Raw genomic sequence first — 14,332 nt, 5'->3', positions numbered from 1 at the left:
ATCCCCCAAGCACAGCCCCCCACCGGCTACAACCCTGTGCTCCATGCGGTTGTGAATCACTTTGCCTCTCAAACGACAAAATGCCCGACACGTCGTGCCGAGCATTTTGCTATTGGTGGAGCTAAGGGGATTCGAACCCCTGACCTTCTCATTGCGAACGAGACGCGCTACCAACTGCGCCATAGCCCCAAACTGCTTATGAACATTATCACGCACTGGGCGAAGATATTTACACGTCGGTCGGCAATACTCCGCCACAGCGCGCACAGATGCCGAGCGACGGGTCGTCGACATAGGCACCGCATTCGGGGCAGACGTTCGCCAGCCAACACGCGGGATCCCCGCCGCGCTCCGGAGGAACGTCGGCTGACGGTTCAGACCGTGGCTCGTTACCCGGCTGCACGGCGACGACGTAACACATCATCGAGGTTGGACATGCCCGGTTCGGTATCGCCGATGATGCCCATCGACGCGAATGCGCTTGAGGCCGCCGAGGCTGCAGGACGAGCTGTCGTCGGCCGAGTGATCGGCGTGACGGCGGCCGCATAGGCCGCCTCGCGTTCGGCTGCACGGCGCGACAATTCGGCCTCGGATGCCGCCTTCCGCAGCTCGGCACCGGCATCCACCGACGCCATTGCCGCCTGGGCGATTGAGCCCCGGGTGAGGTACATCGGGCGCGGGAGCGGCTTGGGCGTCCAGGTTGCGGCGACGACCGGCGCCTCGTCAAAGTGCACCGGTTCAAAACGCTGCTGGTGCACGCGCGTCGGAGCCGCCGCCACGTCAATCCGCACCGCTGCACGAGAGCGCGCGAATCGAGCGGTACGCGCCAGACGCGCCAGGCCGCCGAGCGCCGTCGCCGCGGCCAGTCCGCCGAAACCGAGCAGCAACCACGAGCCTCCGACCAACCCGATTGCGGTGCCGGCCACAACCGCAACGACGCCGACCAACAGCAGCAGAGAACGAAGTGCACGCTGACGACGCAGAGTTCCCAGTGCCCGCTGCGCAGTGACGGGGGTGAGCACCGCCGCTGCCTTCACAACGGCCGCGCGGCGAGCCGCCACCGCTGCATCCGCCGAAATCTTCAATTCTGCCCGGGCTTTCGCCTCGGCCTGAGCCAACAACTTCTGCTGACTCGACACCGTGCGCGCGTTTGCTTCGAGTCGCACCTGCTCGGGCACCTCCGCCGTTTCAGCGAGAATGCGCAGGGTCTGCTGCAGACGAACCGCGTTGCGTTCCATCGCGAAATACTGCCGACGCCGGGCCCAGGTCGGCATGAAATAGGCAACCCACAAGGCGGCAGCTACCGCCACCATCACTCCCCCGCCGAGTACCTCACCGCTCATAGTCCCTACGCTATGAGTCAGATGGCCTCATGTCTCTGATTACACGGGGTGTGTCATCGATCAATTACAGGCAATGGATGCGCAGCCGCGGCCAGGTCAGCGGCCGAAATCGCGGCCGCATACGGCGGCACGAGGCCGTCTCGCCAACGCCGCAACACACCCTGCTGCAATTCTTCGGCCGTCAGGCCGAAACAGAAGTGGTCCCGCCAATCGCCGTTGATGTGAATGAAGCGGCGCCGCAAGCCCTCATATCGAAAGCCCAGCTTCTGCACGACCCGCAACGAAGCGTCGTTCTCGGGTCGAATGCAGATCTCCATGCGGTGCAGGCCGAGTTGATAAAAGCAGTAGTCGGTGGCCAGTGCCACAGCGGTCGGCGTGATCGATCTTCCGGCGAAACGCTCCCCCACCCAATATCCGAGACTGGCGCTGGAGAGCGAACCCCAGCTGATGCCCGACACGTTCAGTTGCCCCGCCAACTCGCCGTCGTACTCGACAAGAAAGGGCAGGCCGTGGCCGGAGCGGGAGTGAGCCAACAGATTCCGGATGCTCGACCGCGTGTCGAAAGACATGGGCGCGTACGGGTTCGTCGCCTCCCATTTGCGCAGCCACCCCCGGTTTTCCATCAACGAGGCTTCGAGCAGACGTGCATCGCGCACGCGAATCGGACGCAGCGTGACCGAGCCCTCACTCAGCGTCGGGATAGTAATGGCCATGCGCGGTATTACGACTCGTCGAGGTGTGCCGCGAAATCGCGCAGCCACGGTCGCAGCTGATCGCGCAGATCCTCACGGTCGACGGCAAGCTGGATGATGGCCTTGATGTAGTCGACCCGGTCGCCCGTGTCATAGCGGCGGCCGCGGAAGATGACGCCGTATACTCCGCCGGTGGTTTCGGGGGTGACGGCCATTTCCTGCAAGGCATCGGTGAGCTGAATTTCGTTGCCCTTGCCCGGCTTGGTGTGTTCGAGAACATCGAAGACCTCCGGACGCAACACATACCGGCCGATGATGGCCAGATTCGACGGCGCATCGGCGGCGGCTGGCTTCTCGACCAGCCCGGTCACCTTGACCACGTCGGGGTCGCCGGTCAGTTCGATGGCCGCAGCTCCGTACAGGTGAATCTGCGAGGGGTCGACTTCCATGAGCGCCACAATGCTGGTGTTGCGCGCGGCCTGCTCCATGAGCATCCGTCCGAGTAGCGGGTCGCGCTCGTCGATGATGTCGTCGCCAAGCAGCACCGCGAACGGCTCACGGCCCACGTGCATCTTGGCCCGCAGAATGGCATGGCCGAGTCCCAGCGGGTCGCCCTGGCGTACGTAGTGCACGTCGGCGAGGTCCGTCGACGCGTTGACCTTGGCCAGGCGTTCTTTGTCGCCCTTTTCTTTCAGGAGGGCCTCAAGCTCGGTCATGCGGTCGAAATGGTTTTCCAGTGAGTTCTTATTGCGCCCGGTGATCATCAGCACATCGTGCAATCCCGCGGCCACCGCCTCTTCGACGACGTACTGGATGGCCGGTTTGTCAACGACCGGCAGCATCTCTTTAGGCATCGCTTTGGTGGCCGGCAAAAAGCGAGTGCCGAGACCTGCGGCTGGAATGACGGCTTTCGTGACTCTGATTCCCATGGACCCTACGTTATCGGCATCTAGGATGAAAGGTATGGTCTCTGACATTGGTCACCGAAAGAGGGCGCTCCGCGCGGAATTGCGGGAGCGCCGCTCGAACCTCACCTCAGTCGCACGCGATGCGGCAACCGTCGGCTTCACCGAAAACCTGCAAAGCCTGGTGGTCGACCTCTCTGCACAGTCAATTTCGTGCTATCTCTCAGCCCGCAATGAGCCGAACACCCGGCCGTTCCTCAACTGGGCCGAAGCTGAGGGCATCCGCATTCTCTTCCCCATCACTCGCGAAGACGGTCTCCTGGACTGGACCGTCGGTGAAGAGCACGAAGAGGTCGAGGGCATCACCGGCATGCCTGAGGCGGCCGGCGAATTGCTCGGCCCGATCGCGATCAACAGCGTCGATCTCATCATCGTTCCCGCCGCATCCGTCGATGCGACAGGGATGCGCATGGGCTGGGGCCGCGGCTATTTCGACAAGACTCTCGGCTCAATGGAGCGCTGCCCTCCGGTCTACGCCGTCGTGTACGACAGTGAGTTCGTCGATGAAGTCCCGCGCGAAGTACACGACCAACCGGTTGACGGCGTGGTCACCCCCACGAGGATCGTCTCTTTTTAGAGCACTCCCTCGTCTCATTTGTCCGGCTCGCATCCGCCTGCCGATTCCCCCAGCTGGAGATTCAGTGCCCACCTATTCCTACCGTTGCACCGCGTGCGACACCGCCTTCGATATTCAGCAGGCCTTCACCGACAACTCCTTGACCGAATGCCCCACGTGCGGCGGCAAGCTTCGCAAGGTGTTCTCGTCGATCGGCGTGACCTTCAACGGCTCCGGCTTCTACCGGAACGACGCTCGTTCCGACGCAAAATTGAGCGCCAAGTCCGCGGCATCGGCAACCGGATCGGCCTCCGGGTCGCCAAGCGGATCGGCCGCAAAATCTACCCCCAAAGAGGGCTCCGCGTCCGCTAGTGTCACAAGCAGTAGTTCAGCATCGACCACGAAGAGCGCGGCACCCTCAGCATCCTAGGTCCGCCTCTCCAGAGGAAGGATTGGCCATGATCCAGGGCTTCAAAGAATTCATTATGCGCGGCAACGTGATTGATCTTGCGGTTGCCGTCGTCATTGGGGCCGCGTTCACCGCGGTGGTGACCGCGCTCGTCACGGGAATCTTCAACCCGTTGATCGCCGCCATCTTCGACACCAGCGACCTCGCCGGTGCGATGGTCGTTTCGGTCGGTTCCGCCAAGCTGTCGTTCGGACTCGTGCTGGCAGCGCTCATCAACTTCGTGCTGATCGCTGCTGTTGTCTACTTCGTCTTCGTTCTTCCGATCAACAGAATGAAGGAAGCCCAGGATCGCCGTCGCCGGGCCGGTGTCGTCGACGAGGCCGCGCCGGCCTCAGAGCTCGAGCTGCTCGCGGAGATTCGCGACCTGCTCGCTGTCGGTACGGCAAAAGAGACGAAGCACACGCTGTAGCGTTTCTCACCCCGGTGTCTCACCCCGGCGTGTCTCACACGGGCCGGTTACCTCGTCAGCGTCGGCGGCGAGGTGACCAGCGCCGTGACGATCTGGCGCAGTGTTGACGCGTTCACCGCTGAGTTGACCAGGTAACGCGTGTACAGCCCAAAGCCGAGCACCGCATGCAGAATTGCGGGTCCATCGACGTCAGCCGGCAGCTCTCCGCGTGCGATCGCCCGCCCGATAAAACGCTCGGCGGCCTCGTCACGACTCGCCAGAACCTCGTCACGTAGGAACGCCGAGACTTCAGGCTCGAGCATCGCCGTCCAGGCGACGGGCGCCAGGCTGCCGAACGAGAGCAGCGACGGCCCCGTCCCAATGTGCTCGATGAAGTCGTCGACGATGGTGCCGGTGTCGATTTCGACCGTCCCGGGAAACTCCGAGGCGATCGCCACGGCCACCAGGTGCGCCTTGGTACCCCAACGCCGATAAATCGTCGTCTTGGAGCATCCGGAATCGGCCGCAACTGTTTCGATCTCGAGCCGCGGGTAGCCGACCGCACTGAGTTGGGTGAGGACGGCAGCGAAAACACGTTCGGCCAGCGCGGCATCCAGGGGACGCCCCCGACGCGGTGCTGTAGCTTGATCGAGCGTGTTTTTTGTCATGATTGTCAATGCTATCGTCCCTCGAGCGAGGGACGACAAATTGACTTTTACTACCAGTGCGGCGGGCGATCCTGCCGCAGGCGATCGTCGTTTTCGCCGCGTGGCGCTGGTGCACCCGGAACGCCGGATGCGACGCCGCCCTCCTCGCGCGGTACGGGCACATCGGGGCTCGGGTCGGTGTTCGGTGCCGGTTCGAGCCGGGCCCGCCGGGCGCGACCCGCCGCCTTCACAATCGGCTGACGCGCAGTTTCTCCATGCTGCACGTCGGCCGGCGCGTCGGGCCGCGGCTCGTCACCGCTCATTTCGGTTGCACACCGATCATCGTCGCAATCCGGGCTGCGACGGCATCGGGATTGGTGAACAGGTCGAAACTGTGCACCCGCAAATAGTGCCAGCCCAACCGGCGCAGCACCTCAGGGCGCAGCCGCAGTGATTCCCGCAGGCTTGACCGGCCGACGACGGCATCCGTTTCAATCGCCACCGCACGCCCGCCATACGAGGCGGCGAGAGCGAGCTTGCCGCGGTGACCGAGCGACACGTGCATGCCGAGGCCCTCGAGTCTAGAAGCCAGGTCGACCAGCAGTGCCTCCCGTGCATCGGGAGCCGCGACCTCGCTGGTGTTCGCCTCGGTCTCGCTGAGCACCTGGGCCAGCGCCAGGATGCCATAGCGCTGGCGATCCGCATCGATATCGGAAGGTCGGAAGCACGAGACGATGTCCATCGAGCGGCGCGCCCGGGTCATGCCGATGGCCAGCAAACGTTCACCACCCGGTTCACCGAGCGAACCGAAATTCGATAGCATGCGGCCGTGCGGAGTGCGTCCGTATCCGATCGAGAAGATGACCCGGTCGCGGCTCTGCGCCACGGACTGTTCAAGGGTGAGCACCGTGAAGGGCTCGGCACGATCCTTCAGAATGAAGTCCGACAGATCGGTGCGCTTCGCGAACGCCGCCAGCACGGCCTGGTGCACACGCACGGCGTGCCGCGCGCTCGCCGTGATCACCATGAGCGATTCACGCGGGCGTTGCACCGCGTGCTCCATCACGAGAGTGACAACCTGATTGACCTCGGCGTCGACACTTTCGACGGCGCCCGTGTCGGTGTCGGGCATTCCGTGACCGCCTGCCACATAGTTCAGGGTGAGGCTGCCGTGGCCCAGGTAACTGCCGGCCCACGGGTAGGAGTCGATCCGGCCGCCGTAGAACCTGTGATTCACGAGCTCGGCCAGGTCTTCGCCGCCGCCACGGTAGCTGCGCGTGAGGGTCAACGTGGGGAGCAACTCGCCCAGCCGGGCCAGCGCAGAGTCTGCGTGCAGCGCATCAACGTTGGAGTCGACGCCGACCGCGGGCGCCGTGAGATCGGGGCTCTCGGTCAACGCCGTCGTGAATGAGGAGGGCGTCTGCGTGACGGGGTCGCCGAACGCCACGATCTGCTTGCCCCGACGGATGGCGCCGACGTTCTCGGCGAGGGTGGTCGCACCCGCATCGACGAGCAAGACGGCATCGAACCCGATCGAATCGGTCAGGCCGGCCACCTCATAGGGCGAGGCCAACCAGACCGGCGCGAGCACGCGTCCGAGGTGCGGGGACTCGTGGTGCAGACGCTCGGGCGTCACCGCGTCGGCGCGGAGCATCCGGCGCAGTTGATTCGCCTCATCGGGCCAATCGACGACGCCGATCTTCCAGGTTTCGGCCAGCAGCCAGGCGAGGAGCGATCCGGTTGCCGAGGCATGCGCTTCATCGACGAGCTTGAAGTCGGCTTCGAGACGATCAAGGACCTGCGTGTTGGCGTTCAGCAGTGCCTTGTCGCCGGCCAGCATCGTTTCAAGCACCGACTGCCACCAGGCGAGTTCGAGCTCGGCGGCAACATTCTGCTCAGAGACATGACGGTGCGAGAGGTCGGACATCAGCGGGTCAAGGTTGCTTTCGCGCAGGGTAGCGAGCAGCGCCGTGCGCTCATGCAGATTCGCCAGCACCTCGCTCTCGGCGGCGAGCCCGGCGATAGTGTGAACGAGTTCCTTGATCGGACGGTTCGCCAGCTGACGCGGGCCGCCGGCGATTCCAAGCGGCACGTCAAGCTTTGACAGGTCGTCGGCCACCCGTTGATAGGCCACGTGCACGTCGGCAATCCCCACCGGCACCTCGGGTGTCGCGCCGGCCACAACGTAGCGCTGCCAGAGTGTGCGCTGCTGCTGGATGCGCCGCAGGCACTCATGCATATCGCTCACGTGCACGCCGGGTCGCAAATACTCGTCGGCGAGCTTACGCAGGCGACGACGGCTGGCGCCCGCCATCTCGGGCGAATCCCGCCGCGACGCTGTCGCGGCGATCAGTTCGGTGAGCGGCCGGTCGTACACTGCTGGCTGAAATTTGTCGAGGGTCTCGCGAATGTCGAGCAGCAGGCGCAGATAGACGCCGAGCTCTGTGATGGTTTCGAACGGGCGCAAGCGAGTCTGCCCGACCAGGCGCAGGGCGCGCTCGAGCAGACGAGGCAGCTCCTGCTGGTTGATGCGCTTGGCCAGATCGTGCGAGGTGGATGCCTCGGCAGTGGTCACAAACGACGCACCGTACCAGGGCGAATCGCCGGGTCCGTAGCGGAATTCCCCGAGTGCCGCGGCCTTGATCAGCGTGGTCGCTGCGGCACCGCGGTCGCGGGCGAGCAGTTCGAGCGCATGCCGGTCGAGCCGGGCGGTCGTGGCCGGCGGTGACGGAAGCTGGGCCAACCGGGCCAGTTCGCCGAGCGCGTCGAGCACCGAAACACCGAGCGTCGAGTCCCGGCGGGTGAGGGCCGAGCGGTAGTCCAGCAGCACCTTGCGCAAGCGCACGAGCGCGTCATCGATGTCACCGACCTGCGGCTGGGTCGCCTTTTCGTTCCGTGTGATCGACTGGATCAGATCGCGGCGCAGTGAACGCTGACTCACGGCGACGCCGGCCAGACCGACCTGCTGCAGACGATGCGCGATGCCGTCCAGGCTCGAGCGACGGGCGCTCACGACGAGCACCCTCTTGTGCTGGCCAATCAATGCGCCGATGGCGTTGACGATGGTCTGGGTGCCGCCGGTACCCGGCAGGGTCTTGACGACGAGGGAGTTGCCGGCCGCGATCTGGTTGACCACGTTTTCCTGCTCGGTGTCGGCGTCAAGCAGCAGGGTATCGGTCGACGGTGGGCGGGCATCCTGGCCGACCGGGGTGACGGGCTGGTAGGCGGCCTCGATCAGACGGCGAGCTTGCGGGTTGCCGGCGATCGCGTCGAGTAGCGGATGGTCGAGATCCGCGGCATCCGCGGCGAGCGCACGGCCCACGTCGGCAAATGACGACACGACCAGGCGCGGCACGACGTTGAACCAGGGCAGGTGCGAGGTGAGACCGCGCAGGCGATCGATCACCGGCTGCGGCTTGAACGCGCCGTTGGTCACGGCGAGCGCCACGAACGCGTCGGCGTCGAGGGTGATCTGGAACTGGTCGTGCAGCGCACGGGCCAGTTCGGGGTTCAGGAACGGGGCCCCGTTGAGCTTGAGTTCAAAGTCGCGGCCGTACCGGCGAATGGCCATGGGGCGCAGCAGCACCGGGGCGCTGTAGTCGACCTCGCCGTGGCGCCACTCAGCCAAACCAATGGCCAGGTGCACCGATTCGATGCCGCGCATCGAACGCAGTTCGATGCCCTTCTGCGTGATCTCGCCGGCCGCCAGCCGGGCGTTCCGCAGGGCCAGCTCGTCGCGGATCAGGTTCGACAGCAGTGTGGTCTTGCCGATGATGAACTGTGGCAGACCGCCCGGATGCGACGCACTCAGTTCGATGCGTGTGCGCGGGCCATCGGAGAAGTGCAGCAAAGGCGAACGGCCACCCACCTGGGCGAGTTCATCACGCCAGCGCTGCCAGACCGGTTCGGCGATGTTGCCGGCCAGCAGTGTCGGATCGCCGAGGCTCACGGCGTGGGGAGACGTCATGTTGTGCGGCTCGGGCGAGGGCAGGCCGGAGTGTTCCGACAGAAAGTCGTCGTCTTCTGGATTTCTCTCAAGTCGCCACACAGGGCCTAGCCTAATTCCACCGACGGGCAATTCCGGTTAGGCTGCACGGGTTTCGCGGATGCAGAGCAGTGGCACTGATCAGTCAGAGCGACGGACCGGCCTCGGCTTAGCCCTACTGGTGCGGAGGCGTGGGCGCAGCCGGGCCTAAAGCCAGTTGCGTTTTTTGAACACGGCGTACAGACAGAAGCCCATTCCCACCATCAGGGTGAGGGCGAACGGGTAGCCGAATTGCCAGTGCAGTTCCGGCATGTTCGTGAAGTTCATGCCGTAGATCGTGCCGACCAGTGTGGGCGCGAATAAAATGGCGGCCCAACTCGAAATCTTCTTCACCTCTTCGCTCTGCGCCAGACTCGTCTCGGAGAGGTTGCGCATTTCATCGTTCTGCCGCTGACCGACAAGCGTGGAATGCGTGGTGAGGGCGTTCTGCAGCAGCTGCCGAAAGGCATCGCCGCGCTCCACCACACGAATGGTGTGGTCGAGTACGTCCCGCAGGTGTCGTTGCACTTCGAGGTCGACGTCGTTCGTGTCGAAGCCCCTCTGCAGGGACTTGAGCATTCCGATCAGGGGCTGGGTCGCCCGCTGAAACTCGATGACCTCCCGGGAGAGTGCATAGATGCGGCGGGACACGATCGGGTCGCCGTCGAAGAGTTGGTCCTCGATCTCGTCGATGTCATTTTCGAGGCCCGCGACGACCGGCGCATACTCGTCGACGACCTGGTCGAGAATCGCGTAGAGCACCGATTCGGGGCTGAGCGCCAACGCATCGGTCGTGGTCTCGAGGCGGTGACGCACCCGGGCAAGATCAGGCGACTCGGCATGGCGAATGGTGACGACGAAGTCGGGGCCGACGAACACGTGCAGCTCGCCGAACTCGACCCGCTCGTCGGCGTCGATGTACCGGGCCGGCCGCAGCACCACGAAACGCGTGTCGCCGTAGCGCTCGAGCTTGGAACGCTGGTGCCCGCGCAGAGTGTCTTCGACGGCGAGGTGGTGGAGGTTGAATTCACCGGCGACCGTGCGCACCTCGGCTTCGGTGGGGCGATACAGGCCGATCCAGGCGAACCCGTTGTTGGCCTTCATATCCTCGAATGTCTCGTCGAGGGTGGCGGGCGTGGCCACACGTTTGCCGTCCGAATAGATTGCGTTGTCGATCAGCGCCATGGTGTCTCCTTCGTGCCTTCGCCTCAGATCTCCAGTGTCGCATCCGCAGATGGCTGCCAACCGCAGGCACTCCCAACGGCGCTCCCGTATGCTGTGCGCATGACCGAGCCACTTGCTTTCGCGGACCGAGTCTTCTTCGGATCGATCGTCACCATGCACGACGCTCACCCCGAGGCCACCGCCGTCGCCGTGCGCGCCGGTCGTATCACCGCCGTGGGTGACCGAGCAGATGTCGCCTCCCTCATCGGCCCCGACACCCAGGTTTCCGAACTGGGTAGCAGCGTTCTGCTGCCCGGCTTCGTGGAGGCGCACGGGCATCCGCTCTCGGAGGCGGTCATGCTGGGCACGCAGGTTCTCGACATTCGACCGGTCGTCATCGACACGGCCGCCGGCGTGCAGCACGCCCTCGACCAGGCGATCAAAGCCGCGGGAACGCACGGCGTCTATGCGAGTGGCTGGGATTCGCTGCTGCAGGTGGGACTCGTTGAGCCGACCCGCGAATGGCTGAACGCTCTTTCTCCTAACAAGCCGTTGGCGATTCTGCACAATTCAGGCCACTTCGCCTATTTCAATGACGCGGCGGCCGCCGTGGCCGGTGTCACACGGGACACCGCCGACCCCGTCGGTGCGTCGTTCGCACGCGATGCTCAGGGCGACCTCACGGGTATCGCCCGCGAAATCGGCGCCGTCGAGCAGATCTTTTCTCCCGCGTTGGCCAGCAGCCCCGCCGACTTCGTCTCGCAATTGGCCGCCGAATCACGTCGGCTGAATGCGGCTGGTATCACAACATCCGGGGAGCTCAGCTACAGCCCCGCTACGAAAGCCGGGCTGGACGCCGCGAGCGCGGCCGGTGCGTTGACGGTGCGCCTGCGCCTGTACGAGATGTCGACGGCGGCGCAGCACAGCGACGCCCGGCCGGGTGAGGGTGACGAACTCGTGCGCCAGGTCGGCATCAAAATGTGGGCGGACGGCTCCCCCTGGGTGGGCAACATTGCTACGTCGTTCCCCTATCTCGACACCGATGCCACACGTGCCCTCGGCCTGGAACCGCACCACCATGGCCAGGCGAACTACACGCCCGAGCAGATCGAAGAAATCTCGGCGGCCTACTTCTCGCACGGCTGGCAGCTGGCCTGCCATGTGCACGGCGACGACGCCGTCGATTCGGTTCTGGATGCCTGGGAACGCGTCGTGCAGCGGCATCCGCGCGATGACCACCGCTTGCGTCTCGAACACGTCGGGGCCATGACCCCGGCCCAGTTTGTGCGGGCTGCGAGTCTGGGAGTCACCGCGAGTGTCTTCATCGACCACCTCTACTACTGGGGCGATGTGCTCGTCGACGATCTGTTCGGCACCGAGCATGGCGCTCCCTGGGCGCGGGCCGGTTCGGCGCTGGCCGCCGGACTGCGGATCTCGTTCCACAATGACGGCTCGGTCACTCCACCCGAACCACTACGCAACATCGAGATCGCGGCCACGCGGCGCAGCAAGTCGGGTCGGCTGCTCGCGCCCGAGGAACGCATCACCGTGGCGCAGGCTCTGCGCGCCGAGACCATCGACAGCGCCTTCCAACTCTTCTCCGACCATGAGGTCGGCTCGATCGAGCCCGGCAAGCTCGCCGACTTCGTGGTGCTGGGTTCGTCACCGCTCGCCGTCGACCCGACCGCCGAACCGGCCGGCAGCATCGCAGACATTCCCGTGCTCGAGACGATTCTCGGTGGGGTGACCGTCTACACCGCGTGACCGCGCGCACGACGCACCTGTCAGGTGATCTCGACACGCTCGATCAACGGATTCTCGTTGGTCGAGCCCGTCGAGACCCGCGCGTCGTGAACCCACGCAGCCTCAGGCTGTTGCTCACCACGAACACGCTCGAGAAGGCCATCGCCGCTCCGGCCAGCATGGGGTTCAACAGCCCGAGGGCGGCCAGCGGAATCGCCGCCACGTTGTAGGCGAAGGCCCAAAACAGATTGACCTTGATCGTGCCGAGGGTTCTGCGGGCCAAACGGATGGCGTCAGCCGCCGAACGCAGGTCGCCCCGCACGAGGGTGATGTCGGCGGCCTCGATCGCGGCATCCGTGCCCGTGCCCATCGCCAGGCCCAGGTCGGCCTGCGCGAGGGCCGCGGCGTCGTTCACGCCGTCTCCGACCATCGCCACGGTCTTGCCCTCGGCCTGCAGTCGTCTGATCACCGCCACCTTGTCGGCGGGCATGACCTCGGCGATGACCTCCGTGATGCCGACCTGGGCTGCGACATGCTCGGCGACTGCACGGTTGTCGCCCGTGAGCAGCACCGGGTTCAGCCCCAACGCCTTCAGCTGGGCGATGGCCTCGGCGCTCGTCTCCTTGACCGCGTCGGCGACGACCAGCACGCCACGCGCCTCTCCATCCCAGGCGACCAGAACCGCCGTCTGTCCGGATGCCTCGGCTTCAGCCTTCCGCGCGGAGAGCCGAGACGACAGCGTGATCGACCAGTCGGCCAGCAAGGACTCACGCCCGACGAGCACGGCGTGCTGCTCGACGATTCCCTGCACGCCCGTGCCCTCGACGTTGGCGAACGATTCGGGCGTTGGCAGCGCGCCGACCCGCTGGCTGGCACCCCGCGCGATCGCCTGTCCGATCGGGTGCTCCGAGGCGTCTTCGAGCGCACCGGCCAGACGCAGCAGCTCGTTCTCGTCAACGCCCTCGGCCGCAATGATGTCGAGCAGGGTCATCGTTCCCGTTGTGACGGTGCCGGTCTTGTCGAGCACGATGGTGTCGACGATGCGGGTGGACTCGAGAATCTCGGGTCCCTTGATCAGGATGCCGAGTTGGGCACCCCGGCCGGTTCCCACGAGCAGCGCGGTCGGCGTGGCCAAACCCAGCGCACACGGGCAGGCAATGATCAGCACGGCGACGGCGGCCGTGAACGCGGAAGCGAGCGGGAAGCCGAGCAGGATCCAGGCACCGAGCACGACCACGGCAAGTACGAAGACGACGGGCACGAACACGCCCGATATTCGGTCGGCGAGACGCTGCACATCGGCCTTGCCCGACTGCGCCTCTTCAACCAGGCGTGCGATCTGGGCCAACTGCGTGTCGGTGCCGACCCGCGTGGCACGCACGACGAGGCGTCCGCCGGCATTGACCGTCGCCCCCGTGACCGAATCACCCGTCGCAACCTCGACCGGAACCGACTCCCCGGTGAGCATGCTCGCGTCCACGGCCGAGCGGCCGTCGATGACCACACCGTCGGTGGCGATCTTCTCGCCCGGACGCACCACGAACTCGTCGCCGACGACGAGCTGGTCGGCGGGAATGCGCGTCTCGACGCCTCCGCGCAGCACCGCCACATCCTTCGCGCCGAGTCCGAGCAGAGCACGCAGCGCGGCCCCGGCCTGCCGCTTCGAGCGCTTCTCGACGTAGCGCCCGGCGAGCACGAACATGGTCACGCCGGCGGCGACCTCGAGGTAGATATTTCCGGCTCCGTCACTCGGCGCGACGGCCCACTCGAAGCCGTGGGTCATGCCCGGCATTCCGGCCGTTCCGAGGAACAGGGCGTAGAGCGACCAGAGGAATGCCGCCAACGTACCCACCGACACGAGCGTGTCCATTGTGGCTGCGCCGTGGCGGAGGTTCGTCCAGGCGGCCCGGTGGAACGGCCAGGCTCCCCACAGGATCACGGGCGCGGCGAGCGCGAGCGAGGCCCACTGCCAGTAGGTGAACTGCAGGGCCGGAATCATCGCGAGCAGGATCACCGGCACCGCAAGCACAACACTGCCGATCAGACGCTGGCGCAGGCTGGCCAGTTCGGGGTCTGCTGGCGGCGTGGTGTCGGCGGCGGATGCCGCGGCATCCGTTTTCGGAGTCGGCAGCACGGCCGTGTAGCCCGTCTTCTCGACCTCGTCGATGAGCGTCTGCAGATCGAAGCCCGCCGGCGCGGTCACCGCGGCCTTCTCGGTGGCGTAGTTCACCGTGGCCGTGACGCCGTCAAGTTTGTTGAGCTTCTTCTCGATCCGCAGTGCGCACGAGGCACACGTCATGCCGCCGATCTCAAGTTCGATGGCGGGGCTGAGGCTCGCCAC

The 14,332-nt window shown here is 65.4% G+C and carries 12 protein-coding genes and 1 tRNA gene; 4 read left to right on the top strand and 9 right to left on the bottom strand.

Annotation, left to right across the window (positions count from 1 at the left end; genetic code table 11):
* Positions 1 to 113: 113 nt before the first annotated feature.
* The 4 genes from HNR05_RS00505 to galU all read right to left on the bottom strand — a co-directional run bounded on the left by HNR05_RS00505 (position 114) and on the right by galU (position 2,964).
* Positions 114 to 189, bottom strand: a tRNA-Ala gene (locus HNR05_RS00505).
* A gap of 200 nt (positions 190 to 389) precedes the next feature.
* The gene (locus HNR05_RS00500; RefSeq protein WP_179577235.1) at positions 390 to 1,343 is read right to left on the bottom strand and encodes a hypothetical protein; all 954 of its coding nucleotides are present in this window, start codon (positions 1,341 to 1,343) and stop codon (positions 390 to 392) included.
* Between the two features lie 53 nt (positions 1,344 to 1,396).
* The gene (locus HNR05_RS00495; protein ID WP_179577234.1) at positions 1,397 to 2,056 is read right to left on the bottom strand and encodes a GNAT family N-acetyltransferase; all 660 of its coding nucleotides are present in this window, start codon (positions 2,054 to 2,056) and stop codon (positions 1,397 to 1,399) included.
* A gap of 8 nt (positions 2,057 to 2,064) precedes the next feature.
* Positions 2,065 to 2,964: a UTP--glucose-1-phosphate uridylyltransferase GalU gene (galU, locus tag HNR05_RS00490; RefSeq protein WP_179577233.1), complete on the bottom strand. Its 900-nt coding sequence runs from the start codon at positions 2,962 to 2,964 to the stop codon at positions 2,065 to 2,067.
* A 34-nt stretch (positions 2,965 to 2,998) separates the two neighbouring features.
* On the opposite strand from galU, the gene HNR05_RS00485 reads away from it, so the two are divergent.
* The 3 genes from HNR05_RS00485 (at position 2,999) to mscL (ending at position 4,434) form a co-directional block, all read left to right on the top strand.
* Complete coding sequence (locus HNR05_RS00485; protein ID WP_179577232.1) at positions 2,999 to 3,577, top strand: 5-formyltetrahydrofolate cyclo-ligase; 579 nt, start codon at positions 2,999 to 3,001, stop codon at positions 3,575 to 3,577.
* Positions 3,578 to 3,641: 64 nt separating this feature from the next.
* The gene (locus HNR05_RS00480; RefSeq protein WP_179577231.1) at positions 3,642 to 3,986 is read left to right on the top strand and encodes an FmdB family zinc ribbon protein; all 345 of its coding nucleotides are present in this window, start codon (positions 3,642 to 3,644) and stop codon (positions 3,984 to 3,986) included.
* Between the two features lie 28 nt (positions 3,987 to 4,014).
* On the top strand, positions 4,015 to 4,434 hold the full coding sequence (gene mscL / locus HNR05_RS00475; RefSeq protein WP_179577230.1) for a large conductance mechanosensitive channel protein MscL: 420 nt from the start codon (positions 4,015 to 4,017) through the stop codon (positions 4,432 to 4,434).
* A 47-nt stretch (positions 4,435 to 4,481) separates the two neighbouring features.
* Here the strand turns inward: mscL and HNR05_RS00470 are convergent, their stop codons facing one another.
* From HNR05_RS00470 to HNR05_RS00455, 4 genes are all read right to left on the bottom strand, one after another.
* Entirely contained in the window at positions 4,482 to 5,081 is a 600-nt protein-coding gene (locus tag HNR05_RS00470; protein ID WP_179577229.1) for a TetR-like C-terminal domain-containing protein, read from the bottom strand.
* Positions 5,082 to 5,131: 50 nt separating this feature from the next.
* Positions 5,132 to 5,383, bottom strand: a complete 252-nt coding sequence (locus HNR05_RS00465) for a hypothetical protein (protein WP_179577228.1) — start codon at positions 5,381 to 5,383, stop codon at positions 5,132 to 5,134.
* Positions 5,380 to 9,027, bottom strand: coding sequence for an AAA family ATPase (locus tag HNR05_RS00460; RefSeq protein ID WP_246318319.1), 3,648 nt, complete (start codon positions 9,025 to 9,027; stop codon positions 5,380 to 5,382). Before HNR05_RS00460 ends, HNR05_RS00465 begins: the two co-directional genes overlap by 4 nt.
* Positions 9,028 to 9,252: 225 nt before the next feature.
* A complete protein-coding gene (locus HNR05_RS00455) occupies positions 9,253 to 10,269 on the bottom strand; it encodes a magnesium and cobalt transport protein CorA (protein ID WP_179577226.1) in 1,017 nt (338 codons plus the stop codon).
* Between the two features lie 99 nt (positions 10,270 to 10,368).
* Between HNR05_RS00455 and HNR05_RS00450 the strand changes: the two genes are divergently transcribed.
* A complete protein-coding gene (locus tag HNR05_RS00450) occupies positions 10,369 to 12,012 on the top strand; it encodes an amidohydrolase (protein WP_179577225.1) in 1,644 nt (547 codons plus the stop codon).
* A gap of 43 nt (positions 12,013 to 12,055) precedes the next feature.
* Here the strand turns inward: HNR05_RS00450 and HNR05_RS00445 are convergent, their stop codons facing one another.
* Positions 12,056 to 14,332: a heavy metal translocating P-type ATPase gene (locus tag HNR05_RS00445; protein ID WP_343062401.1), complete on the bottom strand. Its 2,277-nt coding sequence runs from the start codon at positions 14,330 to 14,332 to the stop codon at positions 12,056 to 12,058.

This window comes from Leifsonia psychrotolerans, assembly GCF_013410665.1.
In the GTDB taxonomy this organism is placed as follows: Bacteria; Actinomycetota; Actinomycetes; order Actinomycetales; family Microbacteriaceae; genus Cryobacterium; species Cryobacterium psychrotolerans_A.
This window is presented reverse-complemented; position numbering and strand designations above follow the sequence as displayed.

Coding starts and splice junctions, on each gene's coding strand:
- HNR05_RS00500 (WP_179577235.1), bottom strand. CDS start 1,343: ATGAGCGGTGAGGTACTCGGCGGGGGAGTGATGGTGGCGGTAGCTGCC.
- HNR05_RS00495 (WP_179577234.1), bottom strand. CDS start 2,056: ATGGCCATTACTATCCCGACGCTGAGTGAGGGCTCGGTCACGCTGCGT.
- galU (WP_179577233.1), bottom strand. CDS start 2,964: ATGGGAATCAGAGTCACGAAAGCCGTCATTCCAGCCGCAGGTCTCGGC.
- HNR05_RS00485 (WP_179577232.1), top strand. CDS start 2,999: ATGGTCTCTGACATTGGTCACCGAAAGAGGGCGCTCCGCGCGGAATTG.
- mscL (WP_179577230.1), top strand. CDS start 4,015: ATGATCCAGGGCTTCAAAGAATTCATTATGCGCGGCAACGTGATTGAT.
- HNR05_RS00470 (WP_179577229.1), bottom strand. CDS start 5,081: ATGACAAAAAACACGCTCGATCAAGCTACAGCACCGCGTCGGGGGCGT.
- HNR05_RS00465 (WP_179577228.1), bottom strand. CDS start 5,383: ATGAGCGGTGACGAGCCGCGGCCCGACGCGCCGGCCGACGTGCAGCAT.
- HNR05_RS00460 (WP_246318319.1), bottom strand. CDS start 9,027: ATGACGTCTCCCCACGCCGTGAGCCTCGGCGATCCGACACTGCTGGCC.
- HNR05_RS00455 (WP_179577226.1), bottom strand. CDS start 10,269: ATGGCGCTGATCGACAACGCAATCTATTCGGACGGCAAACGTGTGGCC.
- HNR05_RS00450 (WP_179577225.1), top strand. CDS start 10,369: ATGACCGAGCCACTTGCTTTCGCGGACCGAGTCTTCTTCGGATCGATC.